This is a genomic window from Vibrio tarriae (genome assembly GCF_002216685.1).
Taxonomy (GTDB): domain Bacteria; phylum Pseudomonadota; class Gammaproteobacteria; order Enterobacterales; family Vibrionaceae; genus Vibrio; species Vibrio tarriae.
This window is the reverse complement of sequence record NZ_CP022352.1, coordinates 774,501-793,261: the sequence shown is the minus strand read 5'-3', so window position 1 is coordinate 793,261 and position 18,761 is coordinate 774,501. Positions and strand designations below refer to the sequence as shown.

16 protein-coding genes and 2 pseudogenes are annotated in these 18,761 nt (G+C 44.5%); 8 read left to right on the top strand and 10 right to left on the bottom strand.

The features are described 5' to 3' along the window. Nucleotides 1-51 precede the first annotated feature (51 nt). Entirely contained in the window at nucleotides 52-1,998 is a 1,947-nt protein-coding gene (locus tag CEQ48_RS04075; protein ID WP_089070332.1) for an ATP-binding protein, read from the top strand. A gap of 30 nt (nucleotides 1,999-2,028) precedes the next feature. On the opposite strand, the gene CEQ48_RS04070 is transcribed toward CEQ48_RS04075, so the two are convergent. Together CEQ48_RS04070 and CEQ48_RS04065 are read right to left on the bottom strand one after the other, a co-directional pair. Continuing rightward, entirely contained in the window at nucleotides 2,029-3,570 is a 1,542-nt protein-coding gene (locus CEQ48_RS04070) for a DUF3369 domain-containing protein (protein WP_089070331.1), read from the bottom strand. 154 nt (nucleotides 3,571-3,724) lie between these two features. Beyond that, nucleotides 3,725-4,252 (bottom strand): nicotinate-nicotinamide nucleotide adenylyltransferase, encoded by a 528-nt coding sequence (locus CEQ48_RS04065; protein WP_089070330.1) that lies wholly within the window; start codon nucleotides 4,250-4,252, stop codon nucleotides 3,725-3,727. A gap of 102 nt (nucleotides 4,253-4,354) precedes the next feature. On the opposite strand from CEQ48_RS04065, the gene nadE reads away from it, so the two are divergent. The 3 genes from nadE to CEQ48_RS04050 all read left to right on the top strand — a co-directional run bounded on the left by nadE (nucleotide 4,355) and on the right by CEQ48_RS04050 (nucleotide 8,350). Then, a complete protein-coding gene (gene nadE / locus CEQ48_RS04060) occupies nucleotides 4,355-5,185 on the top strand; it encodes an NAD(+) synthase (RefSeq protein ID WP_089070329.1) in 831 nt (276 codons plus the stop codon). A gap of 250 nt (nucleotides 5,186-5,435) precedes the next feature. Continuing rightward, entirely contained in the window at nucleotides 5,436-6,764 is a 1,329-nt protein-coding gene (locus CEQ48_RS04055) for an anaerobic C4-dicarboxylate transporter (RefSeq protein ID WP_000967523.1), read from the top strand. Nucleotides 6,765-6,955: 191 nt separating this feature from the next. Continuing rightward, the gene (locus CEQ48_RS04050; RefSeq protein WP_089070328.1) at nucleotides 6,956-8,350 is read left to right on the top strand and encodes a DEAD/DEAH box helicase; all 1,395 of its coding nucleotides are present in this window, start codon (nucleotides 6,956-6,958) and stop codon (nucleotides 8,348-8,350) included. A gap of 75 nt (nucleotides 8,351-8,425) precedes the next feature. Here the strand turns inward: CEQ48_RS04050 and CEQ48_RS04045 are convergent, their stop codons facing one another. After that, nucleotides 8,426-9,469 (bottom strand): GMP reductase, encoded by a 1,044-nt coding sequence (locus tag CEQ48_RS04045; protein ID WP_001217706.1) that lies wholly within the window; start codon nucleotides 9,467-9,469, stop codon nucleotides 8,426-8,428. Between the two features lie 657 nt (nucleotides 9,470-10,126). On the opposite strand from CEQ48_RS04045, the gene CEQ48_RS04035 reads away from it, so the two are divergent. Then, nucleotides 10,127-10,675 carry an outer membrane beta-barrel protein gene (locus tag CEQ48_RS04035; protein WP_000251270.1) on the top strand — a complete coding sequence of 183 codons (549 nt, stop codon included), beginning with the start codon at nucleotides 10,127-10,129 and terminating at the stop codon, nucleotides 10,673-10,675. Here CEQ48_RS04035 and CEQ48_RS04030 read toward each other — a convergent pair. Together CEQ48_RS04030 and ompW are read right to left on the bottom strand one after the other, a co-directional pair. After that, a pseudogene (locus CEQ48_RS04030) lies at nucleotides 10,675-10,968 on the bottom strand (transposase domain-containing protein); the annotation flags it as partial. The gene CEQ48_RS04035 and the pseudogene CEQ48_RS04030 overlap by 1 nt on opposite strands. A gap of 124 nt (nucleotides 10,969-11,092) precedes the next feature. Beyond that, on the bottom strand, nucleotides 11,093-11,737 hold the full coding sequence (ompW, locus tag CEQ48_RS04025) for an outer membrane protein OmpW (RefSeq protein ID WP_089070326.1): 645 nt from the start codon (nucleotides 11,735-11,737) through the stop codon (nucleotides 11,093-11,095). Nucleotides 11,738-11,977: 240 nt separating this feature from the next. Here ompW and CEQ48_RS04020 point away from each other — a divergent pair, with 240 nt between their 5' ends. Beyond that, nucleotides 11,978-12,214 carry a hypothetical protein gene (locus tag CEQ48_RS04020; protein ID WP_089070567.1) on the top strand — a complete coding sequence of 79 codons (237 nt, stop codon included), beginning with the start codon at nucleotides 11,978-11,980 and terminating at the stop codon, nucleotides 12,212-12,214. Nucleotides 12,215-12,511: 297 nt separating this feature from the next. Here CEQ48_RS04020 and CEQ48_RS20065 read toward each other — a convergent pair whose 3' ends face one another. After that, nucleotides 12,512-12,655 (bottom strand): hypothetical protein, encoded by a 144-nt coding sequence (locus CEQ48_RS20065; RefSeq protein ID WP_198301082.1) that lies wholly within the window; start codon nucleotides 12,653-12,655, stop codon nucleotides 12,512-12,514. A gap of 35 nt (nucleotides 12,656-12,690) precedes the next feature. Between CEQ48_RS20065 and pbpG the strand changes: the two genes are divergently transcribed. After that, nucleotides 12,691-13,641, top strand: coding sequence for a D-alanyl-D-alanine endopeptidase (pbpG, locus tag CEQ48_RS04015; protein WP_089070325.1), 951 nt, complete (start codon nucleotides 12,691-12,693; stop codon nucleotides 13,639-13,641). 123 nt (nucleotides 13,642-13,764) lie between these two features. Here pbpG and rnr read toward each other — a convergent pair whose 3' ends face one another. Beyond that, nucleotides 13,765-15,981: a ribonuclease R gene (rnr, locus tag CEQ48_RS04010; protein ID WP_089070324.1), complete on the bottom strand. Its 2,217-nt coding sequence runs from the start codon at nucleotides 15,979-15,981 to the stop codon at nucleotides 13,765-13,767. A 308-nt stretch (nucleotides 15,982-16,289) separates the two neighbouring features. Continuing rightward, complete coding sequence (locus tag CEQ48_RS04005) at nucleotides 16,290-16,502, bottom strand: cold-shock protein (RefSeq protein WP_089070323.1); 213 nt, start codon at nucleotides 16,500-16,502, stop codon at nucleotides 16,290-16,292. A gap of 989 nt (nucleotides 16,503-17,491) precedes the next feature. Here CEQ48_RS04005 and CEQ48_RS04000 point away from each other — a divergent pair. Beyond that, nucleotides 17,492-17,695 carry a hypothetical protein gene (locus tag CEQ48_RS04000; protein WP_089070322.1) on the top strand — a complete coding sequence of 68 codons (204 nt, stop codon included), beginning with the start codon at nucleotides 17,492-17,494 and terminating at the stop codon, nucleotides 17,693-17,695. Nucleotides 17,696-17,940: 245 nt separating this feature from the next. Here the strand turns inward: CEQ48_RS04000 and CEQ48_RS03995 are convergent. Together CEQ48_RS03995 and CEQ48_RS03990 are read right to left on the bottom strand one after the other, a co-directional pair. Further along, nucleotides 17,941-18,102: pseudogene (locus tag CEQ48_RS03995) on the bottom strand (L-threonine 3-dehydrogenase); the annotation flags it as partial. 155 nt (nucleotides 18,103-18,257) lie between these two features. After that, nucleotides 18,258-18,485 (bottom strand): hypothetical protein, encoded by a 228-nt coding sequence (locus CEQ48_RS03990; RefSeq protein WP_089070566.1) that lies wholly within the window; start codon nucleotides 18,483-18,485, stop codon nucleotides 18,258-18,260. Between the last annotated feature and the right edge of the window lie 276 nt (nucleotides 18,486-18,761).

Below are 18,761 nucleotides of genomic sequence, written 5' to 3'. Positions count from 1 at the left end.
TAAGTACTCCATCTATAATGAAATGAATCGCTTCTAACACAATAGTTAATAATGAAAAAACGTGACGCAGAAGAAATAGACAGCAACCCGATGTTCAGCCGTATTGGCCGACGCATCATTCTTATCATGGTGATCCTCAGTGGTGCAGTGACTTTAGCAATGACGATTACCCAAACCTTCATCGACTACAACCGAGAGTTCAACAACGTCCAAGCTAGGCATGATGAAATTCAAACCATTCATGCAGAGCTTCTCGCCAGCTCATTGTGGAACTATGACTTAGTGGTGCTCACCCAAAGGCTGGAAGGCTTAGTCAACTTACCGAATGTCGATTATATGAAGATCACCTCTGGTGACTACCATTTTTCAGCCGGAGAACCCGTAAAAAGCATGGCATTGAATAGTGAGATTCCACTGGAATACACCAACCCTGATACTCAGATAACTGAAAAGATCGGCACTTTATATGTTGAATCTGATGCTCAAGGTATCTACAACTATTTGATTCGCCAGTTTCTGCTCACCTTAGCCGTCAATGCACTGAAAACCGCCATTGTGTGTTATTTAATCTTGCTGATTTTCCACGCCAGTGTGAATCAGCGGATTTTTGCGATCGCGCAATTTCTACGCCGCTACAATCCCCGCCACCCTAAAAAGCCACTGCAACTGCCTTATAACCCTTGGATTATGGAGAAAAATGACGAGTTACAATGGCTGGGGGATGAAACCAATCGAATTGCGAACAACGTGACAACCCTTTACCGCACCATCAAATCGGAACAAGAGCGATTGGAAGATTTTGCACAAGCCGCCTCCGATTGGTTATGGGAAACCAACAGCCATGGCGAGCTGATTTATAGCTCAGAAGCCATGTCTACTGCGTTAGCGATTGATGAAGAATCCAAACCACTGATGGTGCGTATTGCGCCGATCCAATCCTCAGCCGCGCTCATGAACTGCTTACTCAAACAGCAAGATTTCTCCAATTGTGAAGTGGAACTCCCACTCAGCGATGGCTCTCAAGCTTATTTACTGTTCCAAGGCATTGCTCGGTATACCGATGAGCAATTTCTCGGATTTCGTGGTACCGCAATCAACATTACATCACTCAAACTGGCTCAATTGAGTTTAGAAATCATGAACCAAGATCTGGAGCAACAAGTCGCGACTCGAACGCAAGACTTAGCGCTCAGTCTAACCCGTTTACAAGAAACCCAAACCCAACTGATTGAATCTGAGAAGCTCGCCGCTCTCGGTGGCTTAGTGGCAGGCGTCGCACATGAAGTGAATACGCCATTAGGTATTGCGGTGACGGCCACTTCTGTGATTCAAGAAACACGAGAAAGCTTGCTGAACGCTTTCAACCAACAAACACTCACCAGCCAACAGTTTGCAGAATTGATGGCGAGGATGACTCAGAGCACCCTCATGTTAGAAACTAACCTCAACCGAGCCGCGCGACTGATTCGAGATTTTAAACAGACGGCCGTCGATCAAGTTTCGGAAAGCCGTAGCCAATTTGACGTAAAACAAGTCCTCGACGCACTGATGGCCAGCTTACACAGTGAAACACGAAAAATTCCGGTGACGCCGCAACTGCATGGGGATGATGCCGTGATGATGAACAGCTTACCTGGCGTACTAACGCAGATAATGACTAATTTGGTAATGAACAGTGTGAATCACGCTTTCGCAGAGACCTCTCAACCAGCGATTGATATTCACTTCTATCAAAAAGAGCAGCAGATCATTATTGAGTATCGAGACAATGGATGCGGTGTGGCAAAAGAGCTGCATCAGAAAATCTTTGAACCATTTTTTACCACTAAACGAGGTCAAGGTGGATCAGGATTGGGATTAAATCTAGTGTTTAATTTGGTTAAGCAAAAGCTGCATGGCCAACTGGCTTTTGCCTCCGAACCGGGGCACGGTGTGCATTACGTGATCACATTACCCAAAGCGCTATCGATGCCTCAAATACCCGATTCCGTGACCTAGCCATACTTCGCGCCGACGCCATTAGCCACCCTAATCCGGCAGCGAAGCACGGATGGCAATAAACTCATCCCAATGTTTGAGTAACAGTTCAACCAGTTTTGGCTCAAAGTGACGCCCTTTTTGCGCAATTAACTCTTCTCGGATCTGTTCATCTGACCACGGATCTTTATAGGAACGTTTTGCCCCTAGAGCATCAAAGACATCGGCTAAAGCAGTAATACGGCCTGAAATGGGAATATCATCGCCTTGTAAGCGGTTCGGATAACCACTGCCATCCCATTTCTCATGGTGGGTAGCAGCAATTTCTTTCGCAACATGAATCAATCGCCGCTTAGAACGACTCAGAATATCTACACCGTACTCAACATGCTTTTGCATAATCGCCCACTCTTGAGCATCCAACTTGCCGGGTTTATGCAAAATACTATCTGGAATGGCGACTTTACCGACATCATGCAGGGGGGCTGCACTTTTGATCATATCGGCATCAGCATCTGGTAGCCCGTATAGCAACGCCAACCGTTCGCAAAACAACGAAACTCGCTGAACATGCGCTCCCGTTTCTCGGCTACGCGCCTCTACGGCATTCGCAAGGTTGTACACCAACTCTTTCGAGGTTTCGCGTAGATCCACCATCAAGTTAATGTTTTCGAACGTCAGCCCAATGTTGTACATGTAGATTTCCAGTAGCTTTCTATCCAACTCGGAAAGCTCTTGATCAAGATCGACATACAGTACGCTATCAACACCACGTTCATCTTGTTTAAAGAACACATAGGCATCCCCGTAATCACGGGTACGCCCGTTGTTCAACACCTCTTTACAGCGAATTTCAACCTCTTCGGGGAGCCCTTTGAACGGAGATTCCACATACAAATCCACACATTCTGCCGTTGTAGCAACGGTTAATGCACTGTACTGCTCTTCTCCTGGGCGCGGGTTCACCACACAGTAAAATGCGGAAGCATGCAATTTAAGCAGTGAGGTTAATTGGCTCAACACCGCTGTCGCGTAGGTTTGTAGGGTTCTGGTGTTCTGGACATTCGCAGAAGCCTCAATCACTTGGCTTAACCCTCGTTTTTGATCTTCAATCAAACATAAATCGCGATAAGCACGCAACATCGAATACAGCAAGGTACGCAATTTTTGGGTGGTCAGCTCGGTTTTTTCTTTGTAATCATCAATCTCATACTCTTTGATGACTTTATCTTCAGGAGCTTGCCCTGCTTGTCCGGTACGCAGCACCAAACGCACTTGACGGTTTTGGAGCTCTTCACGAATGTAACGCACCAAATCTAGACCCGCGTGTTCAGTTTCCATCACCACGTCAATCAATGCCAAAGCAATATCGGATTTTTCAGCCATCACAGCCTTGGCTTCTTGTCCAGAAAGCACCGAAATCAGCTCCAATGTACGATTTTGGAATTGGAAACCCGCTAATGCCAATCGGGTGATTTGATGCATCTGTTCATCATCATCGACCAGTAAAACGCGCCAAGGTTCATGGCAGTGCATGACTACACGTTCTTTTTCCTCGGCGGCGTCTTGCCGCATATCTGCAAACAGATCCATGTCGTCTCCACACTCCAACTACTTTGACCTTATTTAGTTTTAGCACAATAGCGCAGATAGGAGGAGGATATTTCACGAGATCAATGAGTAATACTTGGCATCCACTGGCTGAATGACGAACAACCCTCAGTCACTCAGCCAATGCATATTAGAATTAGAAGCTTGGGTTTGTATAAAGCTGCTGCTGATGTAACAAGCGTTCAACTCCAGCTGTGGTCATGCCTGTAATGGGGTGTCTATTTTGCAGAGCATCACGAATCGTAGTGCTGCGGATAGGCAACCTTTCAGGGCATGCCATCACTGTCCAACGCTGCAGTATTTCATCGGCTTTGTAGAATTTTCCGAAATTAAGTAGATTGTCTGGCCCTAACACAAAGGTGAACTCATCGTCAGGATAGAGAGCTTGCAAACACGTCAACACCGCATAAGTAGTAACGGCCTCTGGCGGAGTAAATAAGGCTTGCTCAACATCGGAACGCTGCACTTTGCTTGAGCCTATATCTTGAATGAATTGATCGACCAGTTGATTGCGCAACTCGTAATCGAGCATGGTTTTTCCCCAAGCATGGGCAATGCTCGGCACTAACAGAATCAAATCAAAATGACCAAGCGAATCAATAATGCTTTTGTGGCCTAAGGTCGGAGGATTAAAGGCGCTGCCAAACACCGCAATCTTTTTCATTGTGTACCTTGCCGATCAGGAAATGCCCTTTCTCGGTTTTCTAATTCAACGATTGCGGTATCATACACCGAAAAATTGACATTGCTTGCAGGAAAGGAACCTATGGAACACAAGATCCGTGAAGAAATGCGCGTACTGCCTTCGATTGATCCGCAGTTTGAAATCGAACGCCGCGTGGCTTTTATTAAACGTAAGCTCACCGAAGCTCGCTGCAAATCCTTAGTTTTGGGCATCAGTGGTGGTGTTGATTCAACGACCTGTGGCCGCTTAGCCCAACTCGCTGTTGAAGAGCTCAATCAGCAGCACAATACTTCTGACTACCAATTTATCGCGGTGCGTTTGCCTTACGGCGAGCAAAAAGATGAAGATGAAGCGCAACTTGCACTCTCCTTTATTCGTCCAACTCACTCGGTTTCGGTGAACATCAAAGCGGGGGTAGATGGCTTACACGCGGCGTCACAACAAGCCTTAACCAATACCGGTCTGGTTCCAAGCGATCCCGCCAAGATCGATTTCATTAAAGGCAATGTGAAAGCGCGCGCGCGCATGGTCGCGCAGTATGAAATTGCTGGTTATGTAGGTGGATTGGTACTAGGGACGGATCACTCAGCCGAGAACATTACCGGTTTTTACACCAAGTTTGGCGATGGTGCTTGTGATCTCGCCCCACTGTTTGGCCTCAACAAACGCCAAGTTCGTTTGCTGGCTGAAACCTTGGGTGCTCCCGCACAACTGGTACACAAAACACCCACCGCGGATCTTGAAGAACTCGCGCCGCAAAAAGCCGATGAAGCAGCCTTGAATCTGACTTATGAGCAAATCGACGATTTTCTGGAAGGAAACCCCGTTCCAGCACACGTGAGTGAACGTTTGATCGCGATTTATAACGCGACTCAACATAAGCGTCAGCCGATTCCAACCATTTACGACTAGACGACTTCTTGACCAACATCAAGCCAAGTCTTTCGCTTGGCTTGATGGTCAAAATAACGCTTTGTGTGGCGCAACATACTCGTTACACAAAACCACCTAAAATCTTTACTTTTCAGCCTGATAGTGTGATTCCCTCCTGAATATCAGCATCTGATATTTCCCGCATAGGATTCTGTGAACTCTGCTTCATAATTTTTGCAAATGAAACCAGACAATACATACAACTTCATTTAAATATAGGGAACATCAAATGCTGTATGTGGAATTTCTCTTTCTACTTCTGATGCTGTATATCGGCTCTCGGTATGGCGGTATTGGACTTGGCGTTGTCTCAGGGATCGGTTTGGTTATCGAAGTTTTCGTCTTCAAGATGCCACCGACCTCGCCACCGATCACCGTGATGTTAATCATCCTCGCGGTTGTCACTTGTGCCTCGATTCTCGAAGCGGCTGGTGGCTTAAAATACATGCTGCAAGTGGCGGAGCGTATGCTGCGCAAAAACCCCAAACGCGTCACTTTAATTGCCCCTTTTGTCACTTACACAATGACGTTTATGCTGGGTACAGGTCATGCGGTTTACTCGATCATGCCAATCATTGGTGACGTTGCCCTGAAAAATGGCATTCGTCCTGAGCGCCCTATGGCGGCAGCATCCGTTGCGTCACAAATCGCCATTACCGCCTCGCCGATTTCGGCCGCCGTGGTTTACTACTTGGCACAACTCTCCAACATTAACCATGAAATCACCCTACTATCGATTTTGATGGTCACGGTACCAGCGACTTTATTCGGTACGCTTTTAATGTCGCTGTACAGTTTGAGACGCGGTAAAGAGCTGGAAAACGATCCTGAGTATCAAGCAAGACTGCAAGATCCGGTTTGGCGTGAAAAAATCCTCAATACCACCGCCACCTCACTCGATGAAACCTTGCCAGCATCAGCACGTAACTCCGTGCTGCTGTTCATCTCCTCGATTTTAGTGATCGTGGTGATTGCAATGTGGCCGGAGATCCGCACCATTCAAGAAGGCACTAAGCCAATTGGCATGGACATGGTGATTCAAATGATCATGCTCTGTTTCGGCGGTATCATTTTACTCGCCACCAAAACAGACCCGCGCTCTGTACCAAACGGCGTGGTGTTCAAGTCTGGCATGGTTGCTGCGATTGCCATCTTCGGTATCGCGTGGATGTCTGACACCTACTTCCAATACGCGATGCCGCAATTTAAATCTGGCATCGTGGAGATGGTGACCAACTACCCTTGGACATTTGCTCTGGCGCTGTTCATTGTGTCTGTGGTGGTGAACTCACAAGCCGCAGTAGCACGGATGATGCTCCCTGTTGGTTTAGGGCTAGGTTTAGAACCCGCACTGCTGATTGGCTTGATGCCAGCGTTGTACGGTTACTTCTTTATTCCGAACTACCCATCAGATATCGCCACCGTGAACTTCGATAACACAGGCACCACCAAGATCGGTAAGTGGTATTTCAACCACTCCTTTATGTCGATCGGCCTCATTGCGGTTATCTCTGCCTGCTGTGTGGGTTTTGTGCTCAGCAAAATCATCATCGGCTAAACCGAGGTATGTAATAAAGAGTAAAGAGCCACGTCATGTGGCTCTTTTGGTTAACAACCACATATTCATTTTCTCTCTATCCAAATTGACTTGGCATTGTAGATAGCGGTTGCTACTAATCACTAAAGGCCTCAGAATGGCAGGCTTTGCGCGGATTTGCCGCGTTATTTGATTACTGTTGAGAATGATATATGGGTTTTACCTCGCTCGGTCTGTCTGCGCCAATCCTTAAAGCGATTGAAGAGAAAGGCTACAACACGCCTTCACCGATTCAGTTACAGGCTATTCCTGCGGTTTTAGCAGGCAAAGACGTGATGGCCGCAGCTCAAACTGGCACAGGAAAAACGGCTGGCTTTACGCTACCCATTTTAGAATTGCTGGCAAAAGGACCAAAAGTTCGCGCCAATCAAGTTCGTGCTTTAATCCTTACCCCAACGCGTGAACTGGCCGCACAAATCCAAGACAATGTCATGCTCTATGGCCGCCATCTACCGCTCAAGAGCGCGGTTGTGTTTGGTGGTGTGAAAATTAACCCACAAATGCAGCGAATGTGTAAAGGTGCGGATATCTTAGTGGCTACCCCAGGCCGGTTGATGGATCTGTATAACCAAAATGCGGTCAAATTTGATCAGTTGGAAATTTTGGTACTTGACGAAGCGGATCGCATGCTAGACATGGGCTTTATTCGTGACATTCGTAAGATACTGAAATTATTGCCTGAAAAGCGCCAAAACCTACTGTTTTCAGCCACCTTTTCGGCCGAAATCCGTGAGCTTGCCAAAGGCTTAGTGAATAACCCTGTCGAAATTTCAGTCAGCCCAGCCAACTCAACGGCAAGAACCGTTGAGCAGTGCATTTATCCTGCTGATGTGAAAAAGAAACCGGATATGCTGGTGAAATTAGTCAAAGAGGGGAATTGGCAACAAGTGCTGGTATTTATGCGTACCAAGCATGGTGCCAACCGCTTAGCGACCTATCTCAACGAGCAAGGTTTAACCGCGGCCGCGATTCACGGCAATAAGAGCCAAGGCGCACGCACACGAGCGTTGGCGGATTTTAAAGCGGGAGAGGTGCGTATTCTGGTCGCAACAGATATTGCTGCGCGTGGCATTGATATCCCGCAACTGCCTCAAGTGGTGAATTTTGAATTGCCGAAAATTGCTGAAGATTACGTGCACCGAATTGGTCGAACAGGCCGAGCTGGTGAGGTCGGTAAAGCGATTTCTTTGGTAAGTACCATTGAAGCGCCGGAATTATTTGCGATTGAGCGTTTAACACAAGCCTTATTGCCTCGTGTAAATTTAGCGGGATTTGAGCCGACCAACCAACTCCCTGAGTCAAAGTTAGACACTCGACCTTTGAAACCGAAAAAGCCCAAAAAGCCTAAAAAGGTAGAGGGAGCTGGAGAAAACAAAGGCAGCGCAGCTGAAAACAAACCTAAAGCTGGCCACCGAGGCCAGCCTACAGGACAAGCTCGCACAGCGAAAAAAGGCGGCACTCATTCAGCACCGCAAAAACCCGCAAACAGCTCTCGTCGCAGTTCTTCAAAACCAGTGACAAAGTCATCATCGGCTAAACCGATTTAGGTGTGAAACCAATAGCAAAAGAGCCACATCATGTGGCTCTTTTTGTTGGCTTCTCTCTTATCGCAACAACAGTGATTACTCACGCCCGTAGACGTTGTTCTCTTGCTCTTGAACTCGGATGAAAGTTGTACGCTTAGTTAGCTCACGAAGCTCCGCCGCGCCTACGTAGGTACAGGTTGAGCGCACGCCGCCAAGGATATCTTGAATGGTGCCGTGTACGCTGCCACGGTATGGCAATAGTACGGTTTTTCCTTCGGCTGCACGGTAACCTGCTACACCGCCAGAATGCTTGTCCATCGCGCTCTTCGATGACATGCCGTAAAATTTCATGAAGGTTTCGCCATCTTTTACGATGAGTTCGCCGCCCGCTTCTTCATGGCCTGCCAGCATACCGCCAAGCATCACGAAATCCGCGCCGCCACCGAAAGCTTTCGCGACATCACCAGGGCAAGTACAACCGCCGTCACCGATGATACGACCACCAAGGCCGTGCGCAGCATCCGCACATTCGATAATCGCGGACAATTGTGGGTAACCGACACCGGTTTTTACGCGTGTAGTACATACAGAGCCTGGGCCAATGCCCACTTTAACAATGTCGGCACCCGCTAGGATAAGCTCTTCTACCATATCGCCTGTTACGACGTTGCCGGCAGAAATCACTTTGTCAGGAAACGCAGCGCGCACTCTTTGCACGTACTCGACAAGGTGCTCTGAGTAGCCGTTCGCGATATCGACACAGATGAAGATCAACTCATCCGACAGTGCCATGACATCTTTGGTTTTTTGGAAATCCGCTTCAGATGTTCCGGTTGAAACCATGACATTGTTCAGCGTCGCTTTGTCAGCACTTTTCACAAACTCGGCCCAATCAGCCACAGTGTAATGTTTGTGCACTGCGGTTATTACACCATGCTCAGCCAGTGCTTTCGCCATGGCAAAACTGCCTACCGAGTCCATATTGGCGGCAATCACTGGTACGCCTGACCATTGACGACCACTATGTTTGAAAGTAAACTCGCGGGTTAAATTTACTTGAGAACGGCTTTTCAGGGTTGAACGTTTCGGGCGAAACAGGACATCTTTAAAACCTAACTTAAGTTCTTGTTCGATACGCATTGTGTAATTCCTTGATTAATAGACCATTTGTGTCTCTTAGCAGAGTGCGTAGTACCTTCGTTGGCAGACGTCAGTACATTTCGGACACAAAAAAACCGGAGCGTTGGCAGACGCTCCGGTTTTCAGCATTATAGGCCGCGTTTTTTTTCTCTCAAGACTGATATTTGACTTTTTTTTGTGTTACCCTGCCGAAGTTTTCATACCCAGACAATCCCCTCTGTAACACTCAACTCTTAAATTGCTTACCAAACAGTACGTTACTTCTATTTTGTCAAATTACCGACATATCGCTTTTGGCTGAACAATCGATTGCCCTCGCTTTAAATTGCCATAAATTAGACTTTGATCACCTTTTTGTAGGGCAAAATTCCAGCAACTCACAAGCTTCGTTTTCGAAGTCGATCAAGCTCACATCACGTATAAATAATTCACCACGCTTATCCATTCGGCGCATTTATTGCTTAACTTTAAATCTATTCTTGCATTCGGCATCCAAACTACTTGGATTTGTAGATGCGCAGTCAGTGAGTGAATCTTCATGACAATCTTCATGACATAGACAGGCTATGTGATTGGGGTAAACGAAGGTAACAGACACCGCTGCAGCTTCAAGTAGGAGGGAATATTAATCCTTTCAGGGAATGAAACAGGTGGGCTATGGTACGTTTTTGCGGCTGGTTAATGGTTTTTTGTTGCTTTGCACTTCCTGCTTATGCGGGAAATAGCCCTTATTCATTTTCGTTAAGCACAGGCTTTAGCCGTATCGATAGCCCTTCCAGTAGTGATGAAGCTTGGGTTACTCAGTTTGGGTATAATTACCAGTTTTCACCGTTTATCGGCTTAGATCTCGGCTATTCAGGCATGATCGGCAACGGAGCCGAAATGTTAAACACGCAAAAACAGAAGATTGATGTCAAAGTTGAAGGTTTTTATTTTGGCGCTTTTTTCGAACAGCCTATCAATAACCTGACGATTCTTTACGCTCGCGGCGGGCTATCACAATTCAAAGTGAAAGAGCGCTATGAATTGGGCGCGATTGGCGATAACCGTCAATTTTCAGGAACCAATCCGTATATCGGCATCGGTACGAAAGTGCAATCGAGCATCGACAAAAGCTTGGCGCTGACTATGGAGCTCAGTTACTACCCCTTAGAGCAAGATTATTCGAGTCTTTCCTTCACCGTGGGCGGGCAATATCGTTTTTAAAGACGTTTTCTGGCTTGAGGAATAGCACTTGGAGCAATAGATTCACCTAAAGAGTTAGATAGTTTTAGATCTAACTTCTCCAAAACATCAGTAATAGGTCTATCGCGATACAAGCCAATACCGACTAGTAGCCAAACGACCAACTCAGCAGGTAGCTTTCGTCTTCTCATGCTGGCTTTATTCGTTTCATCAAGCGCTTGATTTATCCATTCTAATGGAAGCTCTTTTTGAAAAAGCGCAAGTGAATCAGGAGAAGCGAAGTAATCAACATCAATAAGCCAGTGAGCCAACATAAAAAAATACCCTCAAACATGAAATGCTTGAGGGTATTTTCAACCAACCACAGGATCGTTCAACTGATCATTTGCTTAACTGATCGGAGTTAGCGAAATCGCGGCTTTTTCTCAAAATAAGGCGTTAGAACTTATAACCACCTGCGATCATAAATACCCACGGATTGATTTTCACATCAGTTGATTGAGCAGCACCACCATATTTGTATGTTGCCGTCGTTTCAATATTGGCATACCACACAGAAGCGTTAAGGAACCAGCTATCATTGAGCATGTAGTCTACGCCAGCATTAGCAGCCAAACCCCATGAATCATCTAGTTTAAGATCCGTTAATGTGGCACTACTACCCGTACCATTAAAGCTTTCATCAAAGAAAGTGGTGTAGTTCAAACCCGCGCCAACATAAGGGCGGAAAGTCGAATTTGCTTCGCCAAAATAGTACTGGACCATAAAGGTTGGTGGCAGGTGTTTGGTTTCAGCAATGTCGCCTAGGCTCAGCAAGTCAGTCGAAATTTTGTGTGAAAATGGTGTAGCAGCAAGGACTTCAAAGCTGATGTTGTCAGTAAACATATAGCCAAGCGTTAACCCTAACTGGGTATTGCTATTAACCGCCAATTCACTTTGGCTACCTAAAATCTTATCGCTACTGTCATTTGGTACTACCGAAGCAATACCTGCGCGCACAATAAAGTCACCTTCTTGGTGAGCGAATACAGGAGCAGAGGTTAGGGCTGCAAGCACGGCTAGGCCGCAAATGGTTTGTTTCATGACGTTTTCCTTTTTTGTAGGGCTATGTTGTTATCTTTGTGTTGCGCGCACAGTAGCACACAAAAACCACACAAATTTGATGGAAATCAATTTGCATCATTTATGCACATTAATAATGTGTTTTTGCAACTTGCGTCACTTTTTGCAAACATTGTTAACATTCATCTAGTGCAATCCTGTCGTGCCATCATGGCATCAAATATGCAAAAGATTCGTTGTTCCCCAATCGAGGATGACGATATGGACACTCTCTACAAGATAGAGTCATACAGTGATGAAGCCGTTAACACCATTGCCGAGTTCATCCGCTCCAAAGGCGGCAGATGTTGCGTCGCCAGTTACGCCGTCATCACCAATCACCCGTTTCGAGAAAATGAAGCGTGGCGTTTATTGCCGCTGGTCGGAAAAGTCACGGACAGTTTAAGTGATTGGGATATCACCCAATTTGAAGAGTTGGTGAGCGAAGTCACCCATTAATGGTGCTCGTTGTTAAGTTGAGGATAGATACGTTGCATATGGCATCGCGCTTATGGGCATGGCTCACCTTGGTTATTTGAAATAAATGAGCGCAACAAACTGTGCTTTCGTACTCAAACTTTATCATTAGGTGCGACTCGCTTCAGATGGACGCCTTTTCTAAGTATTGAAATTCACATAAGCTCAGCACGCCAGACCCTATACCAAAATCTCGAATTTTCCAGTAGTTGTGCGCCAAAAAAAGATAAATATATTTTCAATGGTGCTTCTATTGCTCCGAAACTAAGCCTCTTATACTTACTTTGTCGGTAATACCCAAACGGCTTGATGTGCAGGTAGGCGCAAAAAGTAAGCCACCAACGGCATAGTGAAATCGCGCGATGGGCATTCGTAAGTGCGGTTTAACGCTGTGGTTTCGAGTAGATTGAGTATAGATGACAAACCTTTGACTTAATTAACCGTTCAGTGAATTCAAAATGAAGATCTTCTCTCGCCTTGGTCATGTTCTTCTGATATGCAGCAGTTTAATCATTGCCATACCAGCGCATTCCGCCGATTCCTCGACTACGACCAAAGCTGGCGTAAAAAAAACCGTTAAGAAGCAAGAACTCTCTGCCAATAGTGCATTGGTGATCGATCTTAAGACCAATGAGATTATTTATTCCAATAATCCTGATGCGGTAAAACCCATCGCTTCAGTCACGAAATTAATGACTGCCATCGTGACCTTAGATGCCAAGCTGCCCATGGATGCCAAACTGCCCATCACCATCAAAGACGCGAAAGAGATGAAAGGCGTGCACTCTCGAGTAAAAATCGGCAGTGAAATCAGTCGAAAAGATATGCTATTGCTGACATTGATGTCATCTGAAAACCGCGCCGCGGCAAGCCTTGCCCACCACTATCCGGGCGGCTATAAAGCGTTCATTAAAGCCATGAACGCCAAAGCGAAAGCATTAGGTATGAAAAATACGCGCTTTGTCGAGCCAACCGGGCTCTCAGCGAAAAATGTCTCAACGGCTCGCGACTTGGTGGTATTACTGAAAGCCAGTAAAAAATACCCTTTACTGGGTAAATTGAGCGCCACCGATAAGAAAACCGTTACCTTTTCTAAGCCTAGATACACGCTCGATTTTCGTAACACTAACCGATTGGTGCACAACGACAATTGGAAAATTGACCTCACGAAAACCGGATTCACCAATGCCGCAGGACATTGTCTTGTCATGCGCACACAAATGGGTAAACGCCAAGTCGCCTTCGTCGTGCTGGATACCAAAGGCAAACTGTCACCCGTCGGTGATGCTAACCGCCTTCGCACTTGGATAGAAACCGGCAAGGTCACGCCTCTTTCATCGGAAGCTAAGCAATACAAAAAGCAGCGTAACCAAGGGCAAATCGCCAAAATCAGTGATTACACGAGCTAGCAGACAAGCCCCCTACCCTAAACGAAATGCCATAAAAAATCCGAGTGTATCGAATACACTCGGATTGTTCAGCAATAGCGATTCATCCAACAGCTTGGGGCTGAATGAACATAATCAATATTTCTATTCAGCAAAACTAAACAGAATTCTCCTTTGTTTAGCATCCACTTCTTTCACTATAATTTCGACTTGAGTACCCAACGCAAAAGTTGCGGTTTGACTAACGATTTTTTGTCTCACCCCATCAAACTCAAACTCTCCATTTTGGAAGCTAGAGAGGGGAATCAAACCTTCGATTCGGTTTAATTCTAGCTCAACAAACAGACCAAAATGGGTTACGCCAGATACTCGACCAGTAAAGTTTTGACCGATAAAGGGCTTCATATAGTGACACTTCAACGCATTCTCGACCTCACGGCTCACCTCATCCGCCTGACGAGACTGATGAGAACAATGCACACTTAATTGCTCAATCGCCTTGCTATCATAAGGATAATTGGTTGACCCACCGGTGCATTGACCGAGTGATTTGAGCTTGCTCAGTAGGCGCTGAAACGTCCCTTTCGCTTGTTCACGTAGTTTAGAACGGATCGCTCGGTGTACCAGCAAATCAGGATAACGGCGAATGGGTGAAGTAAAGTGCGCATAAGCCCCATAAGCTAAGCCAAAGTGTCCCTGATTTTTCGGTGAATATTCAGCTTGGCTTTGCGAACGTAACAACAAAGTACGAATCACATCCCCTTCTTCTAAATCATGAACCTGCTCTAACAGCACGTTGTAATCATGCGACGTCGGTTTATCACCACCACCGAGAACTAAGCCTTTGTCGGCCAGCATCATGCGCAGTGAAGCAAGCTTTTTCATTTGAGGGCCAGCATGCACACGATATAGGCTGGGTATTTTATGCTCTTGTAAAAACTCCGCGGTAGCCACATTCGCACACAACATGAATTCCTCAATCATTCGGTGCGCATCATTACGAATAACAGGATCGATCGAGGCAATTTTCTTCTTATTATCTAAAGTAAACGCGAGTTCTTGAGTATCAAAATCAATCGCTCCTCTCACTTGACGTTGCCCCAGCAAATTCAGATATAAACGATGCAGGTTGAGTAAGTGTTTCTCAACCTTGTTTGAACGAGAATGACTCCATTGATTCGGTTTGAGAATCGTCTCGTTGACTTGGTTATAGGTCAACCGAGCATGGGAGTGAATAAGGCCTTCAGAAAACTCGGCATCCAGCATAATACCCGCATCATCAAAGGTCATTTCACACACTAAGACCAAGCGGTCAACATTCGGATTGAGAGAACACAAACCATTCGATAAGGCTTCAGGCAACATAGGGACGACATAACCTGGAAAATAAACTGACGTTGCGCGAGTTTGGGCTTCAAGATCTAAGGGATCATTCGGCTGAACATAATGAGATACATCTGCGATAGCTACGAACAGTTTCCATTGACCATTATCCATCGGGTAGCCATAGACAGCATCATCAAAGTCTTTGGCATCATCACCATCTATAGTGACAAAAGGCAGATCTCGATAATCCACACGCTGCATTTTATCTTTTTCATTTACATCCGTTCCCAAAGCTAGGGCAGCGCTCAATACCTCACTCTCCCACTTTTCATTGATACCGTGACGATGTAATGCCAGCTTTACCTCAATCCCAGAGTCACCCGGACGCCCCAAAACTTCGGTGATCTCAACCATAGTAGAGTGTTTGTGATCAGGATATTGAGTCACTTGGGCGTAAACCAATTTCCCCACACTTTTGGCTGTAAATTGATTTGGATTGACATGAATGATCTGTGAAAACGTTGATTTTTCTGGAGATAGATAGAAATTAACGCCTTTTTTCTTAAGCAAACCGACAATGTGAGTCGTCTTTCGCTCAACAATCTTTATCAAACGATGATTTGAACGGCCCTGTTGCTGAGCATGTCCTTTTAAAACCTGTACGATATCGCCGTCAAACACATGGTCGAGCTGATGTTTAGGTAAAAATAGGTCTTTTTGATTATCGTCATACGAGACAAAACCAAAACCATCAGCATGCAGGCTAATTCGGCCCGAGACTAACGCGGTTTGATCAACTTTTCGATAGCCTCTTCTGTGTGTAAAGGTGAGCTGGCCGTCACGCTCCATTGCTCTGAGCCGTTTTTTCAGCGCTTCTTTTTGATTTTTCTCACTTAGCCCCGTCGAATGCGAGATCTGTTCGTGACTTAAATAGTGTTTTACTTTATCGAATAGACTAAGAATACAATCTCGACTAGGGATAACGTGATCATAATGGGTAATATTGATTGTAGGTGCGGATAAGTTTAATTTCATGTGTTTCTCATTTATTCGCCAACCGCTTTCAATATATAAACCAATTTATATGGATAAAGCACTAGGCGAAATTGACTCTACTACGAGCCTATTAATATAAATTCCAGAAGATGGAACTGAAGGATTAGGCGAACATTACCTAATATTAGATATATACCAAAGGTATTTATACGGAAAGTATTAAATAGATATTAACCGTGACTGATGCAGTTAATGCTGTGAAATTTTTTAAGATAGCTTGGGTATATAGACTGAAGAAAAATCAGGGAGATGTGTGACACCACAATAGAGTGGTGCCACATACAGTTTTACAGCACTGTTACTTCAGCAGCTTGTAAACCTTTTTTACCTTTTTCAACGACATAAGACACTTTTTGGCCTTCCGCTAGCGTCTTGAATCCAGTTGAAACAATAGAATTGAAATGAACGAAAACGTCATCACCACCATTGTCTTGAGAAAGAAAACCAAAGCCTTTAGTCTCGTTGAACCATTTTACTGAACCAGTTGATTTAGTAGACATAGATACCTCTATATTGATATTGAATTTTAGGATTAATTTTAGCTAATAAGTGCTATTTCATGATTTAGAGATAAATATTTTGTCGCAGGAACGTAAACGAGGGTATCGATGATGAACTGAGAGAAATGTCGATCTTAAAACTAAATAGCTCTCTTCTTAGGAGCTGATGTGCAGTATACCGATAGAATCGAGAATAGCCAGCCTTTTCTTTTTTATTTTTCTTAGAACTCATTTGGCTAGATGTCTGACAATCATCCGTTTGCTTATTGTGACAGAATCTCTACACGGGGAACCACCTCTCCATACTGGGTATTTCGGACAAATGGTCTATACTCTTCCTACTTGAAGATGCGGTGATGTTGGCTACTTTCGTTCCCCCTAATCACATAGTCTGTCTATGCTCATGGGGCTTCTGAGAGCCATCCTTGGCTCTCATCAAAGAAAGGCCAGCTTACATCAGTGCAAATTTGTCACTCATTTGTCGCCTACCTGCAACTTCAAGTAGTTAAGGGATATGAATTCAGATTTTACGCTCAGCGCTACGATAGAGTGACTATGCAAGGGATAATAAATTTTCTATCTATTTCATTTTATCCGTGTATAGTGAGCCTCGTTTTTTATCTTGAAATATTCATTCCGTGGTTAGTCTGAATCTCTTCTCGGTTTTGTTTTGAGTGACGTAGTGGAACTAAGCACTTAGTAGCGCACTCTTTACTTTTATTAGACTTTCTTAATGCATCTCTCACGAGATTATCTATAGAAAGCAAAGAAAACGCCTACATTGAAATTTTAAAAAGTTCAATGTCATATAACCAATGAAGTGTAGAACTATCGTTTTATTTAAGTGAATTCTTATTTCTCAAGATATAAGTCAAGCCTTAAATAATTTCTTAACAGCTTGGATTTTAATATTGATGAACATTTATTAAATATAGATATCCTGACAAGTAAAAATAAATATTCGTCACATGACATTAAAAGGTAAACCCATGAAAAACAAAAGAGTTAGATTGCCTAAAAAAAATAAAAAGGGCGCTTATGAAGCAAAATTTGAAGAAATGGTAAAAGAGTACCACAGTGCACAAGCGGTTCTTGGAGAAATGTCCGTGGATTCTGAAGAGTACGCTCAACAAAAGATCCTCTGTGATAACCTTTTTGCTCATGCAGAGCGCTTTTTTAAACAAAATCAATAGTCTTTGTTTATTTAAGAACCTAGTGATTATGATGTGTAAGTCTTATTCCATTTCACATCATTCTCCTCTTCCCGCCTCTTATTAAAATAATGCCTTTATTCAAACGATGATGGGAAGTCTTTAGGCTAAATCAAGGCCTTTTGAAATGCTATATTCGATCGTATTTTCCACTTTACTGTTTATAAAAACAGTGTTAGCCAAAAACAAAGCGCCCTTTACGGAGCGCTCTGTGGAGAGATTTTCGGTTACTGCCAATCGAGGATAACTTTGCCGGAAGCCCCGCTGCGCATGATGTCGAAGCCTTTTGGGAAGTCATCCACTTTGAAGTGATGCGTGATAACTGGGCTGATATCAAGACCCGATTGAATCAGGCTCGCCATCTTATACCAAGTTTCAAACATATTACGCACTGTTCATTTATACTCTTTATAATCAATGCATTAATGGCAGAATCATCATCATTGGGGCTAAAATGGGGCTATAAGTTTAAACCCTTGTATTTCTACAACTTAGAAACTGATTCGTTAGATGAATAATCTATAAAATCAGAAAGTTACAGCTCCTACTCTACAGGCTCTAAACTTTCGCCATTTATTAATACGATATCTTCCCCTAAGTAGCTCGCAAAATCTGTCAGTTCGATGCCACTGAGTTTGTCACCTTTATACGCAAACTGACCTTCATAACAAATTTCATCAGGCGAACCGCAAGTGACTCTAATCCTGTATATAGGGTGCATGTTTTCTACAATACTAAGCCCTCTTGCAGTAGGCTCTGGAAACCAAAGCATGCGACCAATAACCTGAGCACTTTCTGGGGTATATGAAGACTCTAACTTGAACAATATCGTTCCCAATATCACCACCGCTAAGCTGGTAGATAAAAGCAAGAGCAGAACACATTTAATGAGTTCTTTCATGTTAAAATGCTGCGCTCCTTATGAATCTTGATTTTTAGTAGAATCAAAGACAACCATCTATTGGCAAAATAATGACCTGAACCTGTTAGTATTTAGTGTTCGATAATCATCTTGAGCAGTGGTCTAAGTCTATCGATAAGTAATCAT